The sequence below is a fragment of the Streptomyces sp. P9-2 genome, from assembly GCF_051903975.1.
In the GTDB taxonomy this organism is placed as follows: Bacteria; Actinomycetota; Actinomycetes; order Streptomycetales; family Streptomycetaceae; genus Streptomyces; species Streptomyces cellulosae.
In genome coordinates, this window is sequence record NZ_CP192633.1 from 4,459,086 (window position 1) to 4,475,598 (window position 16,513).

Annotated in this window: 14 protein-coding genes and 2 pseudogenes; 8 read left to right on the plus strand and 8 right to left on the minus strand. The window is 72.1% G+C overall.

All coding sequences use genetic code 11. The features are described 5' to 3' along the window. Window positions 1-102 precede the first annotated feature (102 nt). The 3 genes and pseudogenes from ACQY0Z_RS20500 to ACQY0Z_RS20510 form a co-directional block, all read left to right on the plus strand. Window positions 103-360: pseudogene (locus ACQY0Z_RS20500) on the plus strand (transposase); the annotation flags it as partial. Between the two features lie 148 nt (window positions 361-508). Next, window positions 509-1,245: pseudogene (locus ACQY0Z_RS20505) on the plus strand (transposase family protein). Window positions 1,246-1,882: 637 nt separating this feature from the next. Further along, a complete protein-coding gene (locus tag ACQY0Z_RS20510) occupies window positions 1,883-3,247 on the plus strand; it encodes an APC family permease (protein ID WP_189906951.1) in 1,365 nt (454 codons plus the stop codon). A gap of 332 nt (window positions 3,248-3,579) precedes the next feature. Here ACQY0Z_RS20510 and ACQY0Z_RS20515 read toward each other — a convergent pair whose 3' ends face one another. Beyond that, window positions 3,580-5,502 carry an SMI1/KNR4 family protein gene (locus ACQY0Z_RS20515; RefSeq protein ID WP_347225716.1) on the minus strand — a complete coding sequence of 641 codons (1,923 nt, stop codon included), beginning with the start codon at window positions 5,500-5,502 and terminating at the stop codon, window positions 3,580-3,582. Between the two features lie 136 nt (window positions 5,503-5,638). Between ACQY0Z_RS20515 and ACQY0Z_RS20520 the strand changes: the two genes are divergently transcribed. Next, a complete protein-coding gene (locus tag ACQY0Z_RS20520; protein ID WP_033277112.1) occupies window positions 5,639-5,884 on the plus strand; it encodes a DUF5133 domain-containing protein in 246 nt (81 codons plus the stop codon). A 65-nt stretch (window positions 5,885-5,949) separates the two neighbouring features. Here ACQY0Z_RS20520 and poxB read toward each other — a convergent pair whose 3' ends face one another. Together poxB and ACQY0Z_RS20530 are read right to left on the minus strand one after the other, a co-directional pair. Then, on the minus strand, window positions 5,950-7,698 hold the full coding sequence (poxB, locus tag ACQY0Z_RS20525) for a ubiquinone-dependent pyruvate dehydrogenase (RefSeq protein ID WP_254585279.1): 1,749 nt from the start codon (window positions 7,696-7,698) through the stop codon (window positions 5,950-5,952). Window positions 7,699-7,764: 66 nt separating this feature from the next. Continuing rightward, window positions 7,765-8,553, minus strand: a complete 789-nt coding sequence (locus ACQY0Z_RS20530; protein ID WP_439812636.1) for an acetoacetate decarboxylase family protein — start codon at window positions 8,551-8,553, stop codon at window positions 7,765-7,767. 253 nt (window positions 8,554-8,806) lie between these two features. On the opposite strand from ACQY0Z_RS20530, the gene ACQY0Z_RS20535 reads away from it, so the two are divergent. Together ACQY0Z_RS20535 and ACQY0Z_RS20540 are read left to right on the plus strand one after the other, a co-directional pair. Then, on the plus strand, window positions 8,807-9,409 hold the full coding sequence (locus ACQY0Z_RS20535; protein WP_347225719.1) for a GOLPH3/VPS74 family protein: 603 nt from the start codon (window positions 8,807-8,809) through the stop codon (window positions 9,407-9,409). Between the two features lie 175 nt (window positions 9,410-9,584). After that, complete coding sequence (locus ACQY0Z_RS20540; RefSeq protein ID WP_439812637.1) at window positions 9,585-10,607, plus strand: alcohol dehydrogenase; 1,023 nt, start codon at window positions 9,585-9,587, stop codon at window positions 10,605-10,607. A gap of 15 nt (window positions 10,608-10,622) precedes the next feature. Here ACQY0Z_RS20540 and ACQY0Z_RS20545 read toward each other — a convergent pair whose 3' ends face one another. Then, on the minus strand, window positions 10,623-12,077 hold the full coding sequence (locus ACQY0Z_RS20545; protein WP_254585277.1) for a dihydrolipoyl dehydrogenase family protein: 1,455 nt from the start codon (window positions 12,075-12,077) through the stop codon (window positions 10,623-10,625). A gap of 120 nt (window positions 12,078-12,197) precedes the next feature. Then, window positions 12,198-12,944, minus strand: coding sequence for an SDR family oxidoreductase (locus tag ACQY0Z_RS20550; RefSeq protein ID WP_254585276.1), 747 nt, complete (start codon window positions 12,942-12,944; stop codon window positions 12,198-12,200). A 220-nt stretch (window positions 12,945-13,164) separates the two neighbouring features. Between ACQY0Z_RS20550 and ACQY0Z_RS20555 the strand changes: the two genes are divergently transcribed. Continuing rightward, on the plus strand, window positions 13,165-14,232 hold the full coding sequence (locus ACQY0Z_RS20555) for a right-handed parallel beta-helix repeat-containing protein (protein ID WP_347225721.1): 1,068 nt from the start codon (window positions 13,165-13,167) through the stop codon (window positions 14,230-14,232). A 49-nt stretch (window positions 14,233-14,281) separates the two neighbouring features. Continuing rightward, window positions 14,282-15,316, plus strand: a complete 1,035-nt coding sequence (locus tag ACQY0Z_RS20560) for a methyltransferase (RefSeq protein ID WP_189906936.1) — start codon at window positions 14,282-14,284, stop codon at window positions 15,314-15,316. Window positions 15,317-15,390: 74 nt separating this feature from the next. On the opposite strand, the gene ACQY0Z_RS20565 is transcribed toward ACQY0Z_RS20560, so the two are convergent. From ACQY0Z_RS20565 to ACQY0Z_RS20575, 3 genes are read right to left on the minus strand one after another with little or no spacing between them, the layout of a single operon-like run. Beyond that, complete coding sequence (locus tag ACQY0Z_RS20565) at window positions 15,391-15,726, minus strand: TcmI family type II polyketide cyclase (RefSeq protein ID WP_048456506.1); 336 nt, start codon at window positions 15,724-15,726, stop codon at window positions 15,391-15,393. 34 nt (window positions 15,727-15,760) lie between these two features. Continuing rightward, the gene (locus ACQY0Z_RS20570) at window positions 15,761-16,243 is read right to left on the minus strand and encodes an SRPBCC family protein (RefSeq protein ID WP_189906925.1); all 483 of its coding nucleotides are present in this window, start codon (window positions 16,241-16,243) and stop codon (window positions 15,761-15,763) included. A gap of 2 nt (window positions 16,244-16,245) precedes the next feature. After that, window positions 16,246-16,506, minus strand: a complete 261-nt coding sequence (locus tag ACQY0Z_RS20575) for an acyl carrier protein (protein WP_093547852.1) — start codon at window positions 16,504-16,506, stop codon at window positions 16,246-16,248. Window positions 16,507-16,513 lie beyond the last annotated feature (7 nt).

The window sequence follows — 16,513 nt, forward strand, 5'->3', positions numbered from 1 at the left end:
CGGCCTGGCCCACCGTCTACCGGCGCTTCGCCCAGTGGAGCCAGGCCAGGGTGTGGGCCAGGCTCCACCGGGTCGTCCTCGACGAACTCGGTGCGCGGTGTCGAGGACGCCTACGACCGGGCCGACCTGCGCAGATGGCTGCGAGGGAAGCGGATCGGCGTGCGCATCGCCCGCAAGGGCATCGAGTCCAGCGAGCGATTAGGGCGCCGCCGCTGGGTGATCGAACGCACCATGTCGTGGCTGTCCGGCTACCGCCGCTTGAGTCCTCGCTACGAGCGAGATCCCCGCAACTACCTGGCCTTTCTCGGCCTCGCCGCCGCCCTATGCTGCTACAAACGACTCATCCGCCTCACCACGTAGGACACGGTCTAAACCATTATTAGCGGACATTGAGCCTTTTCAGCGTGGCCACCGATCGGGTGATGACCTTGGTGCCCGCAACGGACAGAGCCCCCGTGCCGTTGGGTGAGGTGTTCGAAGTCTCAACCTGTCGGTCCAGGAGCCCCGTTTGGTTCCCTATCCTGCCGCGCTCGACCTGCCTCATGCGCTGGTCGAGTGGGTCACGATGCTTGTCGTCACCCGTGAGGGTGACCGCCGCTGCAAGCTCCCGCCGCACCAGCGCGCTCTCGTCGCTCTCGCTTACCTGCGCAAGCACCACACTCTCGCGCAGATCGCCGCGGGGTTCGGCATATCCGTCGGCATCGCCCACGCCTACACCACCGCCGTCGTGAGGCTCCTTGCCGACCGGGCGCCGGGCCTGCCCAAGACCTTGCGCGAGCACGACCCGGACTACGTGCTTCTTGACGGCACCCTCAGCGAGTGCGACCGCCTGGGCGACGGACGCGCCGATTACTCCCACAAGCACCGGCGCCACGGCGTGAACGTGCAGGTCGTCACCGATCCCGAAGGCCAGCCTCTGTGGATCTCGCCGGCCTTGCCGGGCCGTGCTCACAATCTGACCGCCGCACGCACCCACCGCATCATCCGAACCTGCGAACGCCAGGGTGTCTCGATCGTCGCCGACCGGGCCTACATCGGCACCGGCTCCTCGGCCACCACCGCCATCCGCCGCCCGCCCAACGGCGAACTGTCACCGACCGAACGGACACTCGCCCAGGCCCGAACTCCGGTCGAACAAGGCGTCACCCGCCTGAAGTTCTGGCGGATCTTCCGCCGGAGCCGATGCAGCCCGAACCGCATGACGGACATCGCTGCGCGGTCCTCACCCTGGAGAAGCAACGCTGAAAGCGCTCACTGGTCCGTCTGGCGGATCAGTAGGACGAAGTCGTCGTGTCGTCAGGTGCACCTCGCCTGCTTCAGCGCTTCGCATGACATTGTCCCTCGTCGGACGGTCGGCCTATCCCTGTCGGCTCGGGCCGTTGGTGACACCGAGCAACCATGTGCGGAGGCCGTCGGGAGCGCGTGGAGCACGCTGCGACGCAGGTCGGCCGGCACCGAGTCGGCGCGCCGCGGACCCCGTGCTGGTTCCGTGCTGACTTCGAAGGCGGGAGGCATGGAAAACCGCAGGTCCTAGCCTCGATCGAATGAGTTGTCGTACCACTCGATGGTGGTGCCGATGAGGGACGCGGCGACGATGCGCTTGAGGTTGTTCGGGGCTGGCGGAGCGGCTGCGGGTGACGACATCGGCACCACTTCCTGGCGTTGCGGGGACGGTTGTGTGTCGCCACACCGTAGGAATCCGCAGTTCAGGCGCACATGTGGTGGGACACCATAGTTCGGGGGGTGGTTATGCGTGCGACCACCATGCCAGCTGCCCGTGCCGCAGCACGGCCTGCTCCGAATGCCCTACGCCCAGGCATCACCCCCGGGCCCGCCGGGCAGGCAACACCGTGGTCAGTGCAACGCGTCGGCGGGAGCCCTCATGTCCACAGCCCCAGAGGACACGACCGGTTCGCCGGGCGGAGCGCAGGAACCGCCGCTGCGGCGCGTCATCGGCCCGCGCCTGCTGGTTCTGTTCGTCGTCGGCGACATCCTCGGCACTGGCATCTATGCCACGACCGGGGAGGTCGCGGGCAAGGTCGGCGGGGCCCTGTGGCTGCCGTTCGTCATCGGGTTCGCCGTCGCCCTCCTGACCGCGGGCTCGTACGTCGAACTCGTCGGCAAGTACCCGAAGGCTGCGGGGGCCGCGCTCTACACGCAGAAGGCGTTCCAGGTCCCGTTCCTGACCTTCATCGTCGCCTACATGGTCATGTGCTCGGGCCTGTCCTCGGCGAGCGCGGCGGCCCGCGCCTTCGGCGGCGACTACCTGGCCGAGTTCACGGACTTCTTCCCGCCCACCTTCGTCGCGATCCTGTTCATCCTCGCGCTGGCGGCGCTGAACCTGCGGGGTGTGTCGGAGTCCGTGAAGACCAACGTGGTCCTCACCCTGGTCGAGCTGACCGGTCTGGTCGTCATTCTCGCGATCGGCGCCTGGGCGGTCCTGAACGGTGAGGGCGAACCGAGCCGGCTCGGCGAATTCCAGGCGGAGGGCGGCGGCATCGAGCTGGTCACCAGCGTGCTCGGCGCCACCGCGCTCGCCTTCTTCGCCTTCGTCGGTTTCGAGGACTCCGTCAACATGGCCGAGGAGACCAAGGACCCGGCCCGCACGTTTCCGCGCGCCGTCTTCATCGGCGTCGCCGTCACCGGCACCCTCTACGTCCTGGTCGCCCTGGTCTCCTCACTCCTCGTCGACCACCGCGTGCTCGGGGAGTCCAGCGGCCCGCTGCTGGAGGTCGTCAAGGCCGGCGGACTCGACTTCCCGCCCAAGCTCTTCGCCCTGATCGCCCTGTTCGCGGTCACCAACTCGGCGCTGATCAACATCATGATGGCGTCCCGTCTGTGCTACGGCATGGCGAACGAACGCATCCTGCCGCGCGCCCTGGGCCGCGTGCTGCCCCGCCGCCGCACCCCCGTCGTCGGCATCGTGTTCGTCGCCGTCCTGGCCGTCGGCCTGGTCTCCACGGGGGAGATCGCCGGCCTCGGTGACACCACGGCCTTCCTGCTGCTGTGCGTCTTCGCCGTCGTCAACATCGCCGTGCTCGTCCTGCGCCGCGACCGCGTCGCACATGAGCACTTCCGCACACCGACCGCTCTGCCGATGCTCGGCGCGGTCACCGCTCTCGTCCTGGCCAGCCCGCTGTCCGACCGGCCCGCGAACGTGTACATCCGGGCGGGCGTGCTGCTGGCCATCGGCATCGGGCTGTGGGTCCTCAACAAGACGGTGATGAGGGCGCGCGGTGAGCTGTGAGCCCCGCCGGGCCCAGGTGCCGCAGCTCGTTCGGGCGGCGGGACCTGATCGACCAGCTCCTCCTCGAACCCGAGCGGCGCCAGAGGCCCCTTCCAGGACGCCCCCGCGGCGAACACCACGGTGCCCCCGGCGCCGCAGCACGTCCCCGAGCCCCACGCAGTTGTTCGTCGGCCCGTACGCGCTTTCCGGTGCGAAGAGGACGGTCAGGGGGCGTAAGCGGTCCTCGCAGGGGACAAGTCCAACTCCTCCGTCGGCGGCGGCAGTTACGGAATCTTGCTACGGGTTCGAACGCCGGGCAAGACCGTCGGGACCGCCCCGCCGGCTGGTGGGACTCACCCCAGGGTCCCCCACATGAAGACCGCCTCTCCGTCCTTCGGCGGTCGCGTCCACGAGCGGCTGACGAGGGTGTGCAGGCGTCCGTTGAGGAGGGCGTGGCGGGGGAGACGGACGTCGAAGTGCTCGGCAACGGCGCGCAGGAGGGGGCGTTCCGCCTCGGGGGTGGCCTCGGCCGACGAGAGTGAGCCGTCCGGGTTCAGGGCCGGCGGGACGTCTCCGGTGCGTCGCAGCTCGCCCTCCGCGTAGGTGAACGCGTACTCCTCGACACCGTCCCGCGCCACGGAGAGGTGGAAGAACGGCTCGTCGTGCCGGGCCGAGCAGTCGGCCCAGACCACCACCGCGCGGGTGCCCGCGGAGGCGGACGCGGCGGGGGAGACGAAGCGCTCCGCGTCGAACGGGTCCGGGCGTCCGTCGAAGGCGAAGCTCCAGCCGGCGCCTGCCCGGCCGACCACCATGACGGGCCGGTCGGCGGAGCCGGAGGACGACATCCCTCCCGTGCCGCGCAACTGCCGGTGCCGTGCTTCCCAGATGGTCGTGGGCGCGCCGAGCCCCGAACCCTGCGTCTCCTCGTCGCCCAGACGCGAGGGCAGGTCCTCCGGCGCCACCCCTTCCACCAGGACGAAGCGGTATCCCCCGCGCAGGGTGCCCGGGTCGCGGTCCGCGAGCCAGTCCAGGCCGGGCGGGTCGAGGCCGGGTGTCGGGGAGGGCGTCTCGCCCGGCCGGCCGCCTCGGGGCGTGGACAGGAATTCGCGGCCGCGTTCCGGGGTGAGCAAGGGGCCGAGGAGCGGGTCGGCCACCCAGCCGAGGGGAGCTATGTGGTCCGGGCCCAGGGGCTCCCACAGGGGCAGGGCCTCGACCAGGGCGCGCCACGCCTGGTCGGTCTCGCCCCGGCCGGCCAGTTCGCGTGCCCGCTCGACCGCCTCGCCGAAGGGGCCCGGGGCCGTGTACCCGTACGTGCCTGCGCGCACCTGCTCCAGGGTCGCCCTGGCCAGGGACACCAGGGTCTCGTCGGCGCCCCGCAGGTGGAACGTCAGGCCGTTGTCGTCGTGGGAGCTGCTCGCGTGCGCGGCGACGAGGGGCGGCAGGAGTTCGGAGGCGTACGTCGGGTCGGTCACCAGCTCCCGGAAGTACACCATGTACGTCAGGCCGAGCAGGCGGCGGATCTGGTCCCCCAGGCCCTCGGCCCGTGGTCTGCCGTACCCCTTGGCCTCGTCCAGCTTCTTCAACGCCCTTTCCCAGTCACCGCGCAGCGCGTCGTCGCGGGCCTCCTCCACCCGGGCGTCCAGCTCCCGCGTCGTGGCGTTGACGAACTCCGGCACGCCGTCGGTGCGATGGGCGCGGAGGCTGTGGAACTCGCGGAACTTCGCCTCCATGAACGCCCGGAAGCTCCGGTACCGCTCCGGCGCGTCGGCGCGCCAGCTCGCCCAGGTGTACACGGCCCACTCGCCGTCCTCGTCCACGTCCTCCGGATCCAGCAGGACGTACGTGGCGTCGGACTCCACGTCGAGCTGGAGACCGCGCCGCCAGACACCCGCCTCCCGCCACTCCTCCGGTTCGGCGTCCTCCTCCAGGTACTCCTCGAACACGTCCGCGAGACCCGACTCGTTGTCGTGCCAGCGGGCGTCCGCCGTGCCCGCCAGCAGCCACACGAAGCCACCCGCGTGCCGCCAGCCGTCGGTGACCTGGAGGAAGGAGCGGTACGACGGCGGCATCCGCCGGCCGAGGCGCTTCTCCATCGCCGCGATCCGCTCCTCGGACGCGGGCGGAAGGCCCAGCCACCGTGACTGCCGTGCCGCCTCGTCGTCGGCGTCCCGCACCTCGTCGTCCGGCAGGGCGTCCGCCCACTCGCCGCTCCAGCGCAGCAGGAAGGTGCGCCAGTCGAAGTCCCCGTTCTCCGGGGCCGTGTTCTCCGTGAGCATGCGCCGATGCTGCCATCCGCCACTGACAGTCCCCCAGCCCTCGCCAGGCCGACATGTGTAGACCTTTCCCGCCGGGGCATTCGGAAGTCCGGCGCCCACCGGGGAGCGCCGCTCAACGAGGGGAGACGGAGCGATCATGATCATGCCGGCGGAGAAGGAGCTTCGGGCGGTGCTGGCGCGGTTCGCGCAAGCGCGGATCGAGCACGACGTGCTGCCCACCGGCCGCACCAGCCGTGCGCTCGAGGACGCCACCTACACGCTGTGCGTGATCACCGGCTCCCGTACCGCCGAGCAGGCCCTGCGCGCCGCCGACGCCCTGCTCGACCAGTACACGGCCGGCCGCGCCGGACTCCGCCGGGAGGACGAGACGCTCGCCGCGTGACGCCGTGACGCCGTGACGTGACGCCCTGACGCCGTGACGTGACGCCCTGACGCCGGCGACAGCTCTCAGTGCAGCAGCGGCAGGTCGTGCAGGTTCGTCCTCGCCAGCTCCAGCAGTTCGTCCCCCTCGCCCGACAGGACCGTCCGCGTGGCGAACAGCGAGAAGCCCTTCACCTGCTCGTAGGTGAGGTGCGGCGGCAGGGACAGTTCCTGGCTCGCCGTGCGGGCGTCGACCACCGCCGGGCCGTCCTGGACGAACGCCTCGTGCAGCGCGTCGTCGAGCTCGCCCGCCCGGTCGGCCCGGATGCCGACGATGCCGGCGGCGCGGGCGACGGCCGCGAAGTGGAGGTCGTCCAGGTCGGTGCCGTAGTTGACGATGCCGCCGGCCTTCATCTCCAGCTCGACGAACGACAGCGTGCCGTTGTTGAGGACCACCACCTTCACCGGCAGCCGCAGATGCCGCAGCGTGATCAGGTCGCCCAGCAGCATGCTGAGCCCGCCGTCCCCGCACAGCGCCACCACCTGCCGCCTCCGGCCCGCGGCCGCCTGCGCCCCGATGGCCTGCGGCAGCGCGTTGGCCATGCTGCCGTGGTTGAAGGAGCCGATCAGCCGTCGGCGTCCGTTCATGGTGAGGTACCGCGCCGCCCACACCGTGGGTGTGCCGACGTCCGCCGTGAAGACGGTGTCGTCCGCCGCCAGCCGGTCCACCGCCGCCGCCACGTGCTGCGGATGCATCGGCGCGTCGTGCGGCCGCGCCTCGGCCAGGTCGTCCAGGTGCGCCCGCACCCGCCGGTAGTGCCGGGTCAGCTTGTCGACGAAGCCGGTGTCCTGCTTCTCGCGGAGCAGCGGCAGCAGCGCGCCGGCCGTGTCCTCGACCGTCCCCACCAGCGGCACCCGCACCCCGGTGCGCCGCCCGATGTGCTCGCCGCGGATGTCGACCTGCACCACCGGCACGCCGGACGGCGGGTAGAACGGCCGGTACGGGAAGTCCGTGCCCAGCATCAGCAGGGCGTCGCAGTGCTCCATCGCCCGGTAGCCCGAGCTGTACCCGATGAGGCCCGTCAGGCCGACGTCGTAGGGGTTGTCGTACTCCAGGTGTTCCTTGCCGCGCAGCGAGTGCACGACCGGTGACTTGAGGGTGCGGGCCAGGGCCATGACCTCGTCGTGGCAGCCCTGGCAGCCGGCGCCGCCCAGGATCGTCACCCGCTCCGCCTTGTTCAGCACGTCGGCCCCCTCGGCGAGGGCCTCGGGCACGGGCGTCACCCGCGACCGCGTCCTGCGTACCGGATGCGTGTACGGGCCCGGGCCGGCGAGTGCGGCGAGCAGCATGTCGCCGGGGATCACCAGCACGGACACCCCGCCGCGCTCGACGGCGGTCCGCATGGCCGTGTGCAGCAGCCGCGGCACCTGCTCGGCCGTGCTCGCCAGCTCGCAGAACTCGCTGCACTCGCGGAACACCTCTTGCGGATGCGTCTCCTGGAAGTACTGGCCGCCGATCTCGTCGCTCGGGATGTGGGCGGCGATCGCCAGTACGGGCACGCGGCTGCGCTGGGCCTCGTACAGGCCGTTGATCAGATGCAGGTTGCCCGGGCCGCAACTGCCCGCCGCGACGGCGAGTTCCCCGGTCAGGGAGGCCTCGCCGGCGGCGGCGAAGGCGGCCGTCTCCTCGTGCCGGACGTGCGTCCACTCCACGGAGCCGTTGCGGCGCAGCGCGTCCGTGAAGCCGTTCAGGGAGTCGCCGGGCAGGCCGTACACGCGGCGGACGCCGGATGCCGCCAGGGCCTCGACCATGCGGTCCGCGACGGTCGTGCTCATGGTGATGGTCCCTGTCCTCGGGGATGCGGGGATGCGGTGATTCGGGGGGTGCCGGAACGGAAGGTCCTAGCCCAGCGGCTCCACCTGCGTGACGTTGTAGGACATCGACGCGCGGAAGCCCATGCCGGGCCGGACCGGCGCGAGGTCCGCGAGTTCCTCGCCCACGGCCGGGAACAGCGTGATCTCGCTCGTGCCCGTCCACACGTCCGCCACCTGCTGGTCGGCGTAGTCCATGCGGACCAGTTCGTGCACGGCCGGCTTGTCGTACTTGCCGGGCTCCAGGGTGGGGAAGTGGCGCAGGTTGATCGTGTCCCGGGCGAGCAGGGGCGTCGGGTCCTCCATCGGCGCCTCCAGCGTGACGCGCGCCTCCGCGAGGGTCCGCTCGTCGGACGAGACGGTCGCCCCGAAGCGGGCGCCGGGCGCGAGCCTCGGCGACGCCTTGCCGGGGGAGGCGAACACCCGGGTCTGGTGCACGTTGCCCGCCTTCTTCGGGAACCCCTGGATCCAGCCGCGGGCCAGCGCGTGGTGGTTGTCCACGTAGATGTACGGGCACCACGACACGGGGCGGTCCCGGTACCGGGCGTCGACCAGGACGAAGAACTCCCGGTACTGGCTGCGCACCGGGTCCAGGTACTCGTCCTGCTCGCCGTTGAACTGCCAGTCCACGAAGAACGCGACCACCCTGCCCGAGGTGTCCGGGTCGGGGTCGAGACCCTCGGGGAGCGTCGCCTCGGCGGCGGACGGTTCCGTGAAGAACTCGACGCCGACGATGTCGCCGGCGTAGTGCCACGGCGGTGTGGGCGCGATGTTGGCCTCGCCCTTCGGGGACAGGGGGACGGTGTAACCCTTCAGCATGAGGACTCCTCAGGGCGGGAGAAGGCGCGGTCGTCCCGCGGCGGGGAGAGGAGGGCGCGGCGGGACGGAACCGTCGGTGAGGACGCGGTTGCCGGCGGGGCGAGGGGGGTGGAAGGCACTTCGCCGCCAGACGTCCAGCATCACCCGTCCGGGGGAGCTTCGCAGCTCGGGAAGGGGGAAGGGCGGGACGCGCCGGGCGGGCCCGGGTGTGGGACCGTGGAGGTGACGGCCTCCCGCCTGACCGGAGTTGACCATGACCACAGCGCGTGACCTGGCCCTCGTCGCCGCCGACCCGCGGGACAGGACCGTGGTGGAGCAGGGCGACCTGTCGCTCGCCCTCGCGGGGGCGGAGCTGATCGACCTCCTCGACGCCGAGGCCCTCACCCTCGACGGCACACTCCTGGTCCCCGCCGGGCCCGCGCCGGCCGGCGACCCCCTGCTGTCCGAGGCCGCGCGGTGGCTGGCGGACGGCGGACCGGGCGAGACCGTGGACGACTGGCTCTGGCGCCGGGGCCGCGACCTCGCCGGACGCTACCGGACCGTCCTCGAGGAGGAAGGGCTCGTCGAGCCCGAGCGGCGGAGCCGCAACCCGCTGCGGCGGCAGCGCACCGCACCGGCCGACCCGTCGGCGGCCCGGGCGGCGGGGGAGCGCCGCTCGTCGGGCGAACCCGTGCTCGGCGCGCTCGCGGCCGCCGTCGGTCTGACCGGGCAGGGCGCCGAGGAGTCCGACGAGCTCGACGACGAGCGGACGACGGTGCTGGCGGCGGTGCTCCAGGCGGTCACGGAACTGGCGGGCGAGCGGCAGCGCCGCACCATCGAGGCCGCGGCCTTCGACAACATCTGGCGCGGCGACTGAACACTCCGGGCGAGCTCCCCGGGGCCCGGCCGTCCCGTGTTGCCGCCCCTCCGCACCGGTGGTGGGATGGACACTCCCGCGTGCCACGCGGGAGGAGGCGACACCGGGCGGCGTCCCGCCCCGAGCCCCGAATCCTGACCCCCCTCACGGTCGCCGCCGGCCCCGGAGTGACACCATGAACACGTACCGAGTCGCCCAAGTCCCCGCCCCCAACGGGTCGTTCGAGATCGCGGAGCGCGAGGTGCCACGGCCGGGCCCGCGTCATGTGCGGATCGCGGTGGAGGCCTGCGGGGTCTGCCGCAGCGACGCCATGTTCGTCTCCGCCGGGATGCCCGGCACGCCCTTCCCGCTGGTGACGGGACACGAGACCGCCGGCCGTATCGACGAACTCGGTGACGGCGCCGAGGAGATGGGCTGGCAGGTGGGGGACCGGGTCACCGTCGGCTGGTTCGGCGGCAGTTGCCGTCACTGCGTCCCGTGCCGCCGGGGCGACTTCATCGTCTGCGACAACCTCAAGATCCCCGGCCACGCCTACGACGGCGGCTTCGCCGAGGCGATCGTCGCGCCCGTCGACGCCCTCGCCCGCATCCCCGACGTGCTCTCCGCGGCCGACGCGGGACCCATGGCCTGCGCGGGCGTCACCGTGTACAACGGGCTGCGGCGCAGCAGCGCGCGGCCGGACGACATGGTGGCGGTCCAGGGCATCGGCGGCCTCGGGCACCTGGCCGTGCGCTTCGCGGCGGCCATGGGCTACGAGACGGTCGCGATCGCGCGCGGCGCGGGCAAGGCCGACCTCGCCAAGCAACTCGGCGCCCACCACTACGTCGACAGCACGGCGGGGCCCGTGGCGGAGGCCCTGCAGGCGCTCGGCGGGGCGAAGGTGGTGCTGGCAACCGCGGGCAACTCCGCGGCGATCGCGGAGACCGTGGACGGCCTCGGCCCGCGCGGTGAGCTGGTCGTCATCGGCGCGACCCCCGCCCCGATGCCCATCAGCCCCTTCCAGCTGATCCTCAAGGGACGGCTGGTGCGCGGCCACCCCTCAGGTACCGCGCAGGACGTTCAGGACACCATGACCTTCGCCGCCCGGCACGGCATCCGCCCCATGACGGAGGTCCTGCCGCTCAGCGAGGCGAACACCGCCTTCCGGAAGATGATGGACGGCAGCGCCCGCTTCCGCATGGTGCTGACGCCCGGCTGACCCCCTCGGGGCCCGTCAGCCCGCCGACCCGTCGCTGTCCCGGTACGTCTCCAGGATCCGCAGCCACACCTCGCTGATCGTGGGGAACGCCGGGACGGCGTGCCACAGCCGGTCCACCGGCACCTCACTGGTGACGGCGACGGTCGCCGAGTACAGCAGCTCCTGGACGCCCGGCCCCACGAACGTCGCCCCGACGACGTTCCTCCGCTCGCTGTCGACGATCACCCGCGCCCGCCCCCGGTACCCCTCCGCGTACTGCACCGCGCCCGCGATCTTCCCGATGTCGTAGTCCACGACGTCGGCCTTCAGCCCCGCCCGCTCCGCCTCCCGCGCGGTCGGACCCACCGACGCCACCTCCGGTTCGGTGAAGACGACCTGCGGCACGGCGGCGCTGTCGGCGGTCGGGGCGTGCCGTCCCCACCTGCCGTCGTCGAGCGGCTCCCCCTTGGCGCGCGCCCCGATCACCGCGCCCGCGATCCGCGCCTGGTACTTGCCCTGATGGGTCATCAGAGCGCGGTGGTTGACGTCCCCGACGGCGTAGAGCCAGCCCTCGGTGATCTCGGGCACGCGGTAGGAGTCGTCCACCGGCAGCCAGTCGCCCGGGGTGAGTCCGACCGTCTCCAGGCCGATGTCGCCGGTGTGCGGGGCGCGGCCGGTGGCGAACAGGATCTCGTCCGCGACCAGGGTGTCCCCGTCGTCCGTCGTGACCCGCACGGGCCCGTCCCCGCCGCCCTCGCGCTCCACCGCGGCCACCGACCTGCCGAACCGCACGTCCACCCCGGCCTCGCGCAGCGCGTCCGTCACCATGTCCCCGGCGAACGGCTCCATCCGGCCCAGCAGCCCGCCCCGCACCAGCATCGTCACGGCGGAGCCGAGCGCCCGGAACGCCGTGGCCATCTCCACGGCCACCACTCCGCCGCCGACCACCGCGAGCCGGTCCGGCACCCGCCGTGCCGCCGTCGCCTGCCGGTTGGTCCACGGGCGGACGTCCGCCAGCCCCGGCAGATCGGGGAACGCGGTGACCGTGCCCGTGCACACCCCGACCGCGTGCCGCGCGGTCAGTTCCACCCGCTCCCCGTCCGGCGTGTCCACGGTGACCTGGCGGGGTCCGTTCAGCCGGCCGTGCCCGCGCACCAGGTCCACGGAGACCGAGTCCAGCCACTCCTCCTGGTCCGCGTCCTGCCAGTGCGCGGCCATCGCGTCACGGTGCTCGAAGACGGCGGGCACATCGAGCGGGCCCTCGGCCGCCCGGCGCAGACCCGGGACGCGCCGGGCGTCGGCGCGCGCCAGCACGGGGCGCAGCAGCGCCTTGCTCGGTTCGCACGCCCAGAACGAGCATTCGCCGCCGAGCAGTTCGTTCTCCACGATCACCGTGGTGAGTCCGGCGGCGCGGGTGCGGTCGGCGAGGTTCTCCCCCGTCGGTCCCGCTCCGAGAACCACCACGTCGTAGGCCGGGGAAGTGCCGTTCATGCCCGCCTCCGTGCACTCGGATGGTCGACTGGGCAGCGTCCTTCCAGTGTCCACCTCCGGCCACGACATCGCCCGGCGTGCGGGCAGGGGCTCCGCCCGCACGCCGGCGCCGCCGCGTGATCAGGGCGGCACCAGCTGCTGGCCGCCGTCCACGTCGTACGTCGCGCCCGTCACGGCCTCGTTGACCATGAGGTGCAGGATCACCGCGGCCACGTCGTCCGGGCCGACGACCCGCCGTGTCGGGAGGGTCGCTCGCAGTCGCTCGCGGCGCTCCTCGATGCGGTCGCCGAGGAGGGACGCGGACAGGGGCGTGTCGACGAAGCCGGGCGCGACGAGGTTGACCCGGACCGGCGCCAGCTCCACCGCCAGACTCGCGGTGAGCGCCGGCAGGGCCGCCGTCAGCGCCGAGGTCACGGACGCGCCGATCCCGGGACGCCGCCCGCCGGTCCCGCCGACGAACACCAGCGTCCCGCCGTCCCGCGTCACCGCGCCGCCGTACTTGGCGACCCCGAGGGTGAGGGCCAGCCGCTCCCCGACATGGGAGCGCGCCTCGTCGACGTCGAGGTCGGCGAGCGTCGCGTAGAAGGGGGACCCGGCGGTCGACACCACATGGTCGACGGGTCCCGGAAGGGCGTCGAAGAACGCCCGGAGGCGGCCCGTGTCGGCGGCGTCGAGGGGCGCGGCCCGCTCCGCGCCGACCTCCTCGGCCGCGCGTTCCAGCCGCTTCGGGTCGCGTCCCGCCATCACGACCCGGCCGCCGCGCCGGCGCACCTGACGTGCCGTCGCGAGGCCGATGCCGGAGCTCGCGCCGATCACCACCACGGACTGGTCCGCGAGGTCCTGGGGGTATGGGGTGCCGGTCGCCATGGGCGCCTCCCGACGTGGATGCGCGGGGGATGGGCGGCCGGGCGGTGCGACACCGGGGCCGCGTTCCCGACGCTACTGCGGGGGACACCCGCCCACCAGCCGAACGGGCGAGCGGCCGGGAAGCGGCCGCGCGGGGGCGGGAAAACGCCGCTCTCCGGCCCGCGCCCGGCTGGGCGATCACCGGTGGCGGGCCACCAGGGCCGCTCATAGCTTCGGCCTCATGAACAAACGTCACATCGCGTATCTCGCCTGTACCACCGCCGTCGTGGCGGCGGGAATGGGCGCCGCACCCTCCACCTCGACCCATCAGTCGGCCGTGCACCGCGTACAGCCCGGGCAGTCCATCCAGAAGGCGGTGGACGCCGCCAAGTCCGGGGACACGGTCCTGCTCGCCGCCGGCACCTACAAGCAGAGCGTCGACATCACGCGCTCGGGCATCACCCTGCGCGGCGACGTCGCCGGCCGCACCGTCCTGGAACCCCCTGCCGGCGCGGGCACGTCCGCCTGCGCCAAGGCGGGCAACGGCATCTGCGTCACCGGCACCGACAAGAAGCCGGTGAAGGACGTCTCCGTACGGTCCCTGACGGTGCGCGGGTTCGAGAAGAACGGGGTGTGGGCGACCGGCACCGAGAACCTCAGGGTGCGGTACGTGATCTCCGAGAAGAACGGCCAGTGGGGGATCGCCACCGAACGCTCCGCGCACAGCGTGATCAGCCACAACGTCACCCGCAAGAACGGCGACGCCGGGCTGTTCGTCGCCAACACCGTCGACACCGAGGAAGGCGCGCGCGACGCGAAGAAGACCGTCGTCCGCTACAACGAGACGGCGGAGAACCGCGTCGGCGTCACCGTACGCCGGCTGCGGAACCTCAGCGTCGACCACAACGAGGCCACCGGGAACTGCGCCGCCGTGTTCCTCGTCGGCGACGAGTCCACCCCGAAGGCCGGCCACCTCAGCGTCACCTTCAACCACGTCCACGACAACAACAAGTACTGCGCCGCGACGCCCCGCCTGCCCTTCCTCCAGGGCTCCGGCATCGTCCTCACCGGCGTCGAGGAGACCCGGGTGGCGTTCAACCGGGTCGAGAACAACAAGGGAACCTCCCCGCTGTCCGGCGGCATCGTGCTGTTCAAGAGCCTCGTCGGCACGCCCAGCGAGCGCAACGACATCCGCGACAACCTGGTGACCGGCAACAGCCCCGCCGACCTCGCCAACCGCGACACCGCCACCAGCAACACCTTCGGCCGCAACACCTGCACGCTCTCCGAACCCACCGGAATGTGCTGACCGACCCTGTTCCCCCACCCCTGGCACAACAGCAGAAGCGAGGCAACGGATGACCACCGTTGATCCGGCTCCCCCGCCGCCCATGCGGCTGAGGGAGCTCGTATTCGGGGCGGCCTGCGCGGCCGCCGTACGCGCCGCCGTCCGTCTGGGCGTGCCCGACGCGCTGGACGACAGCCCCATGACCGTCGACGACCTGGCGACGGCGGTGAAGACCCAGCCCCACACCCTGCGGCGGCTGCTGCGCGCGCTGTCGTGCCAGGGGGTCTTCGCCGAGAACCCCGACGGCACCTTCGAGCACACCGACATGTCCCGGCTGCTGCGCGAGGACGACCCGCACAGCCTGCGGTACATCGCCCTGTGGTGCACCGAGCCCTGGACGTGGAACGTCTGGCCGCGCCTCGACGAGGCGGTGCGCACCGGCGGCAACGTCTTCGAGGAGGTGTACGAGGAGGAGTTCTTCACCTACCTCAACGAGTCGGCGCCCGAGTCCGCCCACGTGTTCAACCGGGCCATGACCACCTCCAGCGAGCAGTCCGCGCGCGACGTCGCCAAGCTGCTCGACCTGGACGGCGCCGACTCCGTGGTGGACATCGGCGGCGGCCAGGGGCACGTCCTGGCGAGCCTCCTGGAGAAGCACCCGCACCTGCGGGGGACCCTGCTCGACCTGCCGGGCGTCGTCGAGAACGCCGACCCCCGGCTGCGTGACGGCGGCGCCCTCGCCGACCGGGCCCGCATCGTGGCCGGCGACTGCCGCGAGGACGTGCCCGTCGAGGCGGACGTCTACATCATCAAGAACGTGCTGGAGTGGGACGACGACAGCACCCGACGGGTGCTCGCCGCCGTCCGTCGCTCGGCGCGCCCCGACGCCCGGGTCGTGGTCATCGAGAACCTCGTCGACGACACCCCGTCGATGCGCTTCACCACCGCCATGGACCTGCTGCTGCTCCTGAACGTCGGGGGCGCCAAGCACACCCGGCAGAGCATGGTGGACCGGCTCACCGCGGCGGGCCTCGTCATCGGCGAGATCCGCCCGGTCAACGCGTATCTGCACGCCTTCGAGTGCACCGTCCCCGCCACGCCGTAGCCGTGAACACCCCGAGGCCGCCGGCTCCGCGACTGACGCGGAACCGGCGGCCTCGGGGTTTGCCGTGCGGCGGCTCAGGAGCCGGCGCCGCGCTCCCAGCGGTAGAAGCACTGCGCCATGGCGTCCTTGGGGCCGCGCCAGGTGGCCGGGTCGTACGGGCTGACGTACGCCTCCAGCTCCTGGCTGATGCGGCGGAACTCGGGGTGCGAGGCCACCTTCGCGATGGCGGGCGCCGGGTCCTGCTCCGACTCGATGAGGTGCAGGTACACGTCGTCCCCGAACTGGAAGAGACTGCGCCGGCTGACGCCGACCAGGTGGGGGAGCTCACCCCGGTCCGACGCGGCGAACACGTCGGCGATGTCCGGCGCCGAACCGGGCTTCATCCGGGCGACGATCAGGGCGTGGTGCATGGGATTCCTTCCGGGTCCCCGGCGGGACCGGTGCTCAGCGCGAGGACGCGACGGACGCCGTCTCGTTCTCGCGGGCGGCCTGCTCGATCTTGTCCCGGATGAGCGCCATCTGGGTGCGGGAGTTGCGGTTGATGTTGTCCGTCATCCAGTCGTCGTCGACCGGGGCGTCGGGCTTCATCGCGAAGTCCTGCGTCCAGCGCATCTCGATCCCGCCCGGCACCTCCTCGTACTCCCACAGGATGTCCATGTGGGCGAACGGGCCGGTCTCCACGCGGCGGGCGCGCACGATCCGCTTCCCGCGGTCCGGGGTGCGCTCCGACACCCAGCTCCACACCTTGCCGTTCTCGTCCGGGTGCATGGTCAGCCGGAACGTCGTCGTGTCGCCCTCCCGGGAGAGGATGTCCACCGACGCGTACTCGCTGAACAGCCGCGGCCAGTTCTCGAGGTCGTTCGTCATCTCCCAGACGAGCTCGAAGGGAGCGTCGACGGTGATGCTGTTCTCGGTGTGTCCTGCCACTTTCAGGCTCCAGCCGTGAGGGTGCTGTTGACGAGGTCGAGGAACTCCCGGGGTGTCCTGCACCGCTCCGAGTCGGGCGGCAGGGACGCGCCGTACCGGTTCTCCAGCTCGCCGACGATGCCGAGCAGGCCGAGCGAGTCCAGACCGAAGGAGTCGAAGGGGGACTCCGCGGCGTCCTTGAGTTCCTTGGGGTCGACGGTGATGCCGGCCGCCTGCTTCATCAGGGCGGCCAGTTCGTCGAAGGTCACTTCGGTGGTGATCATGGGTGAC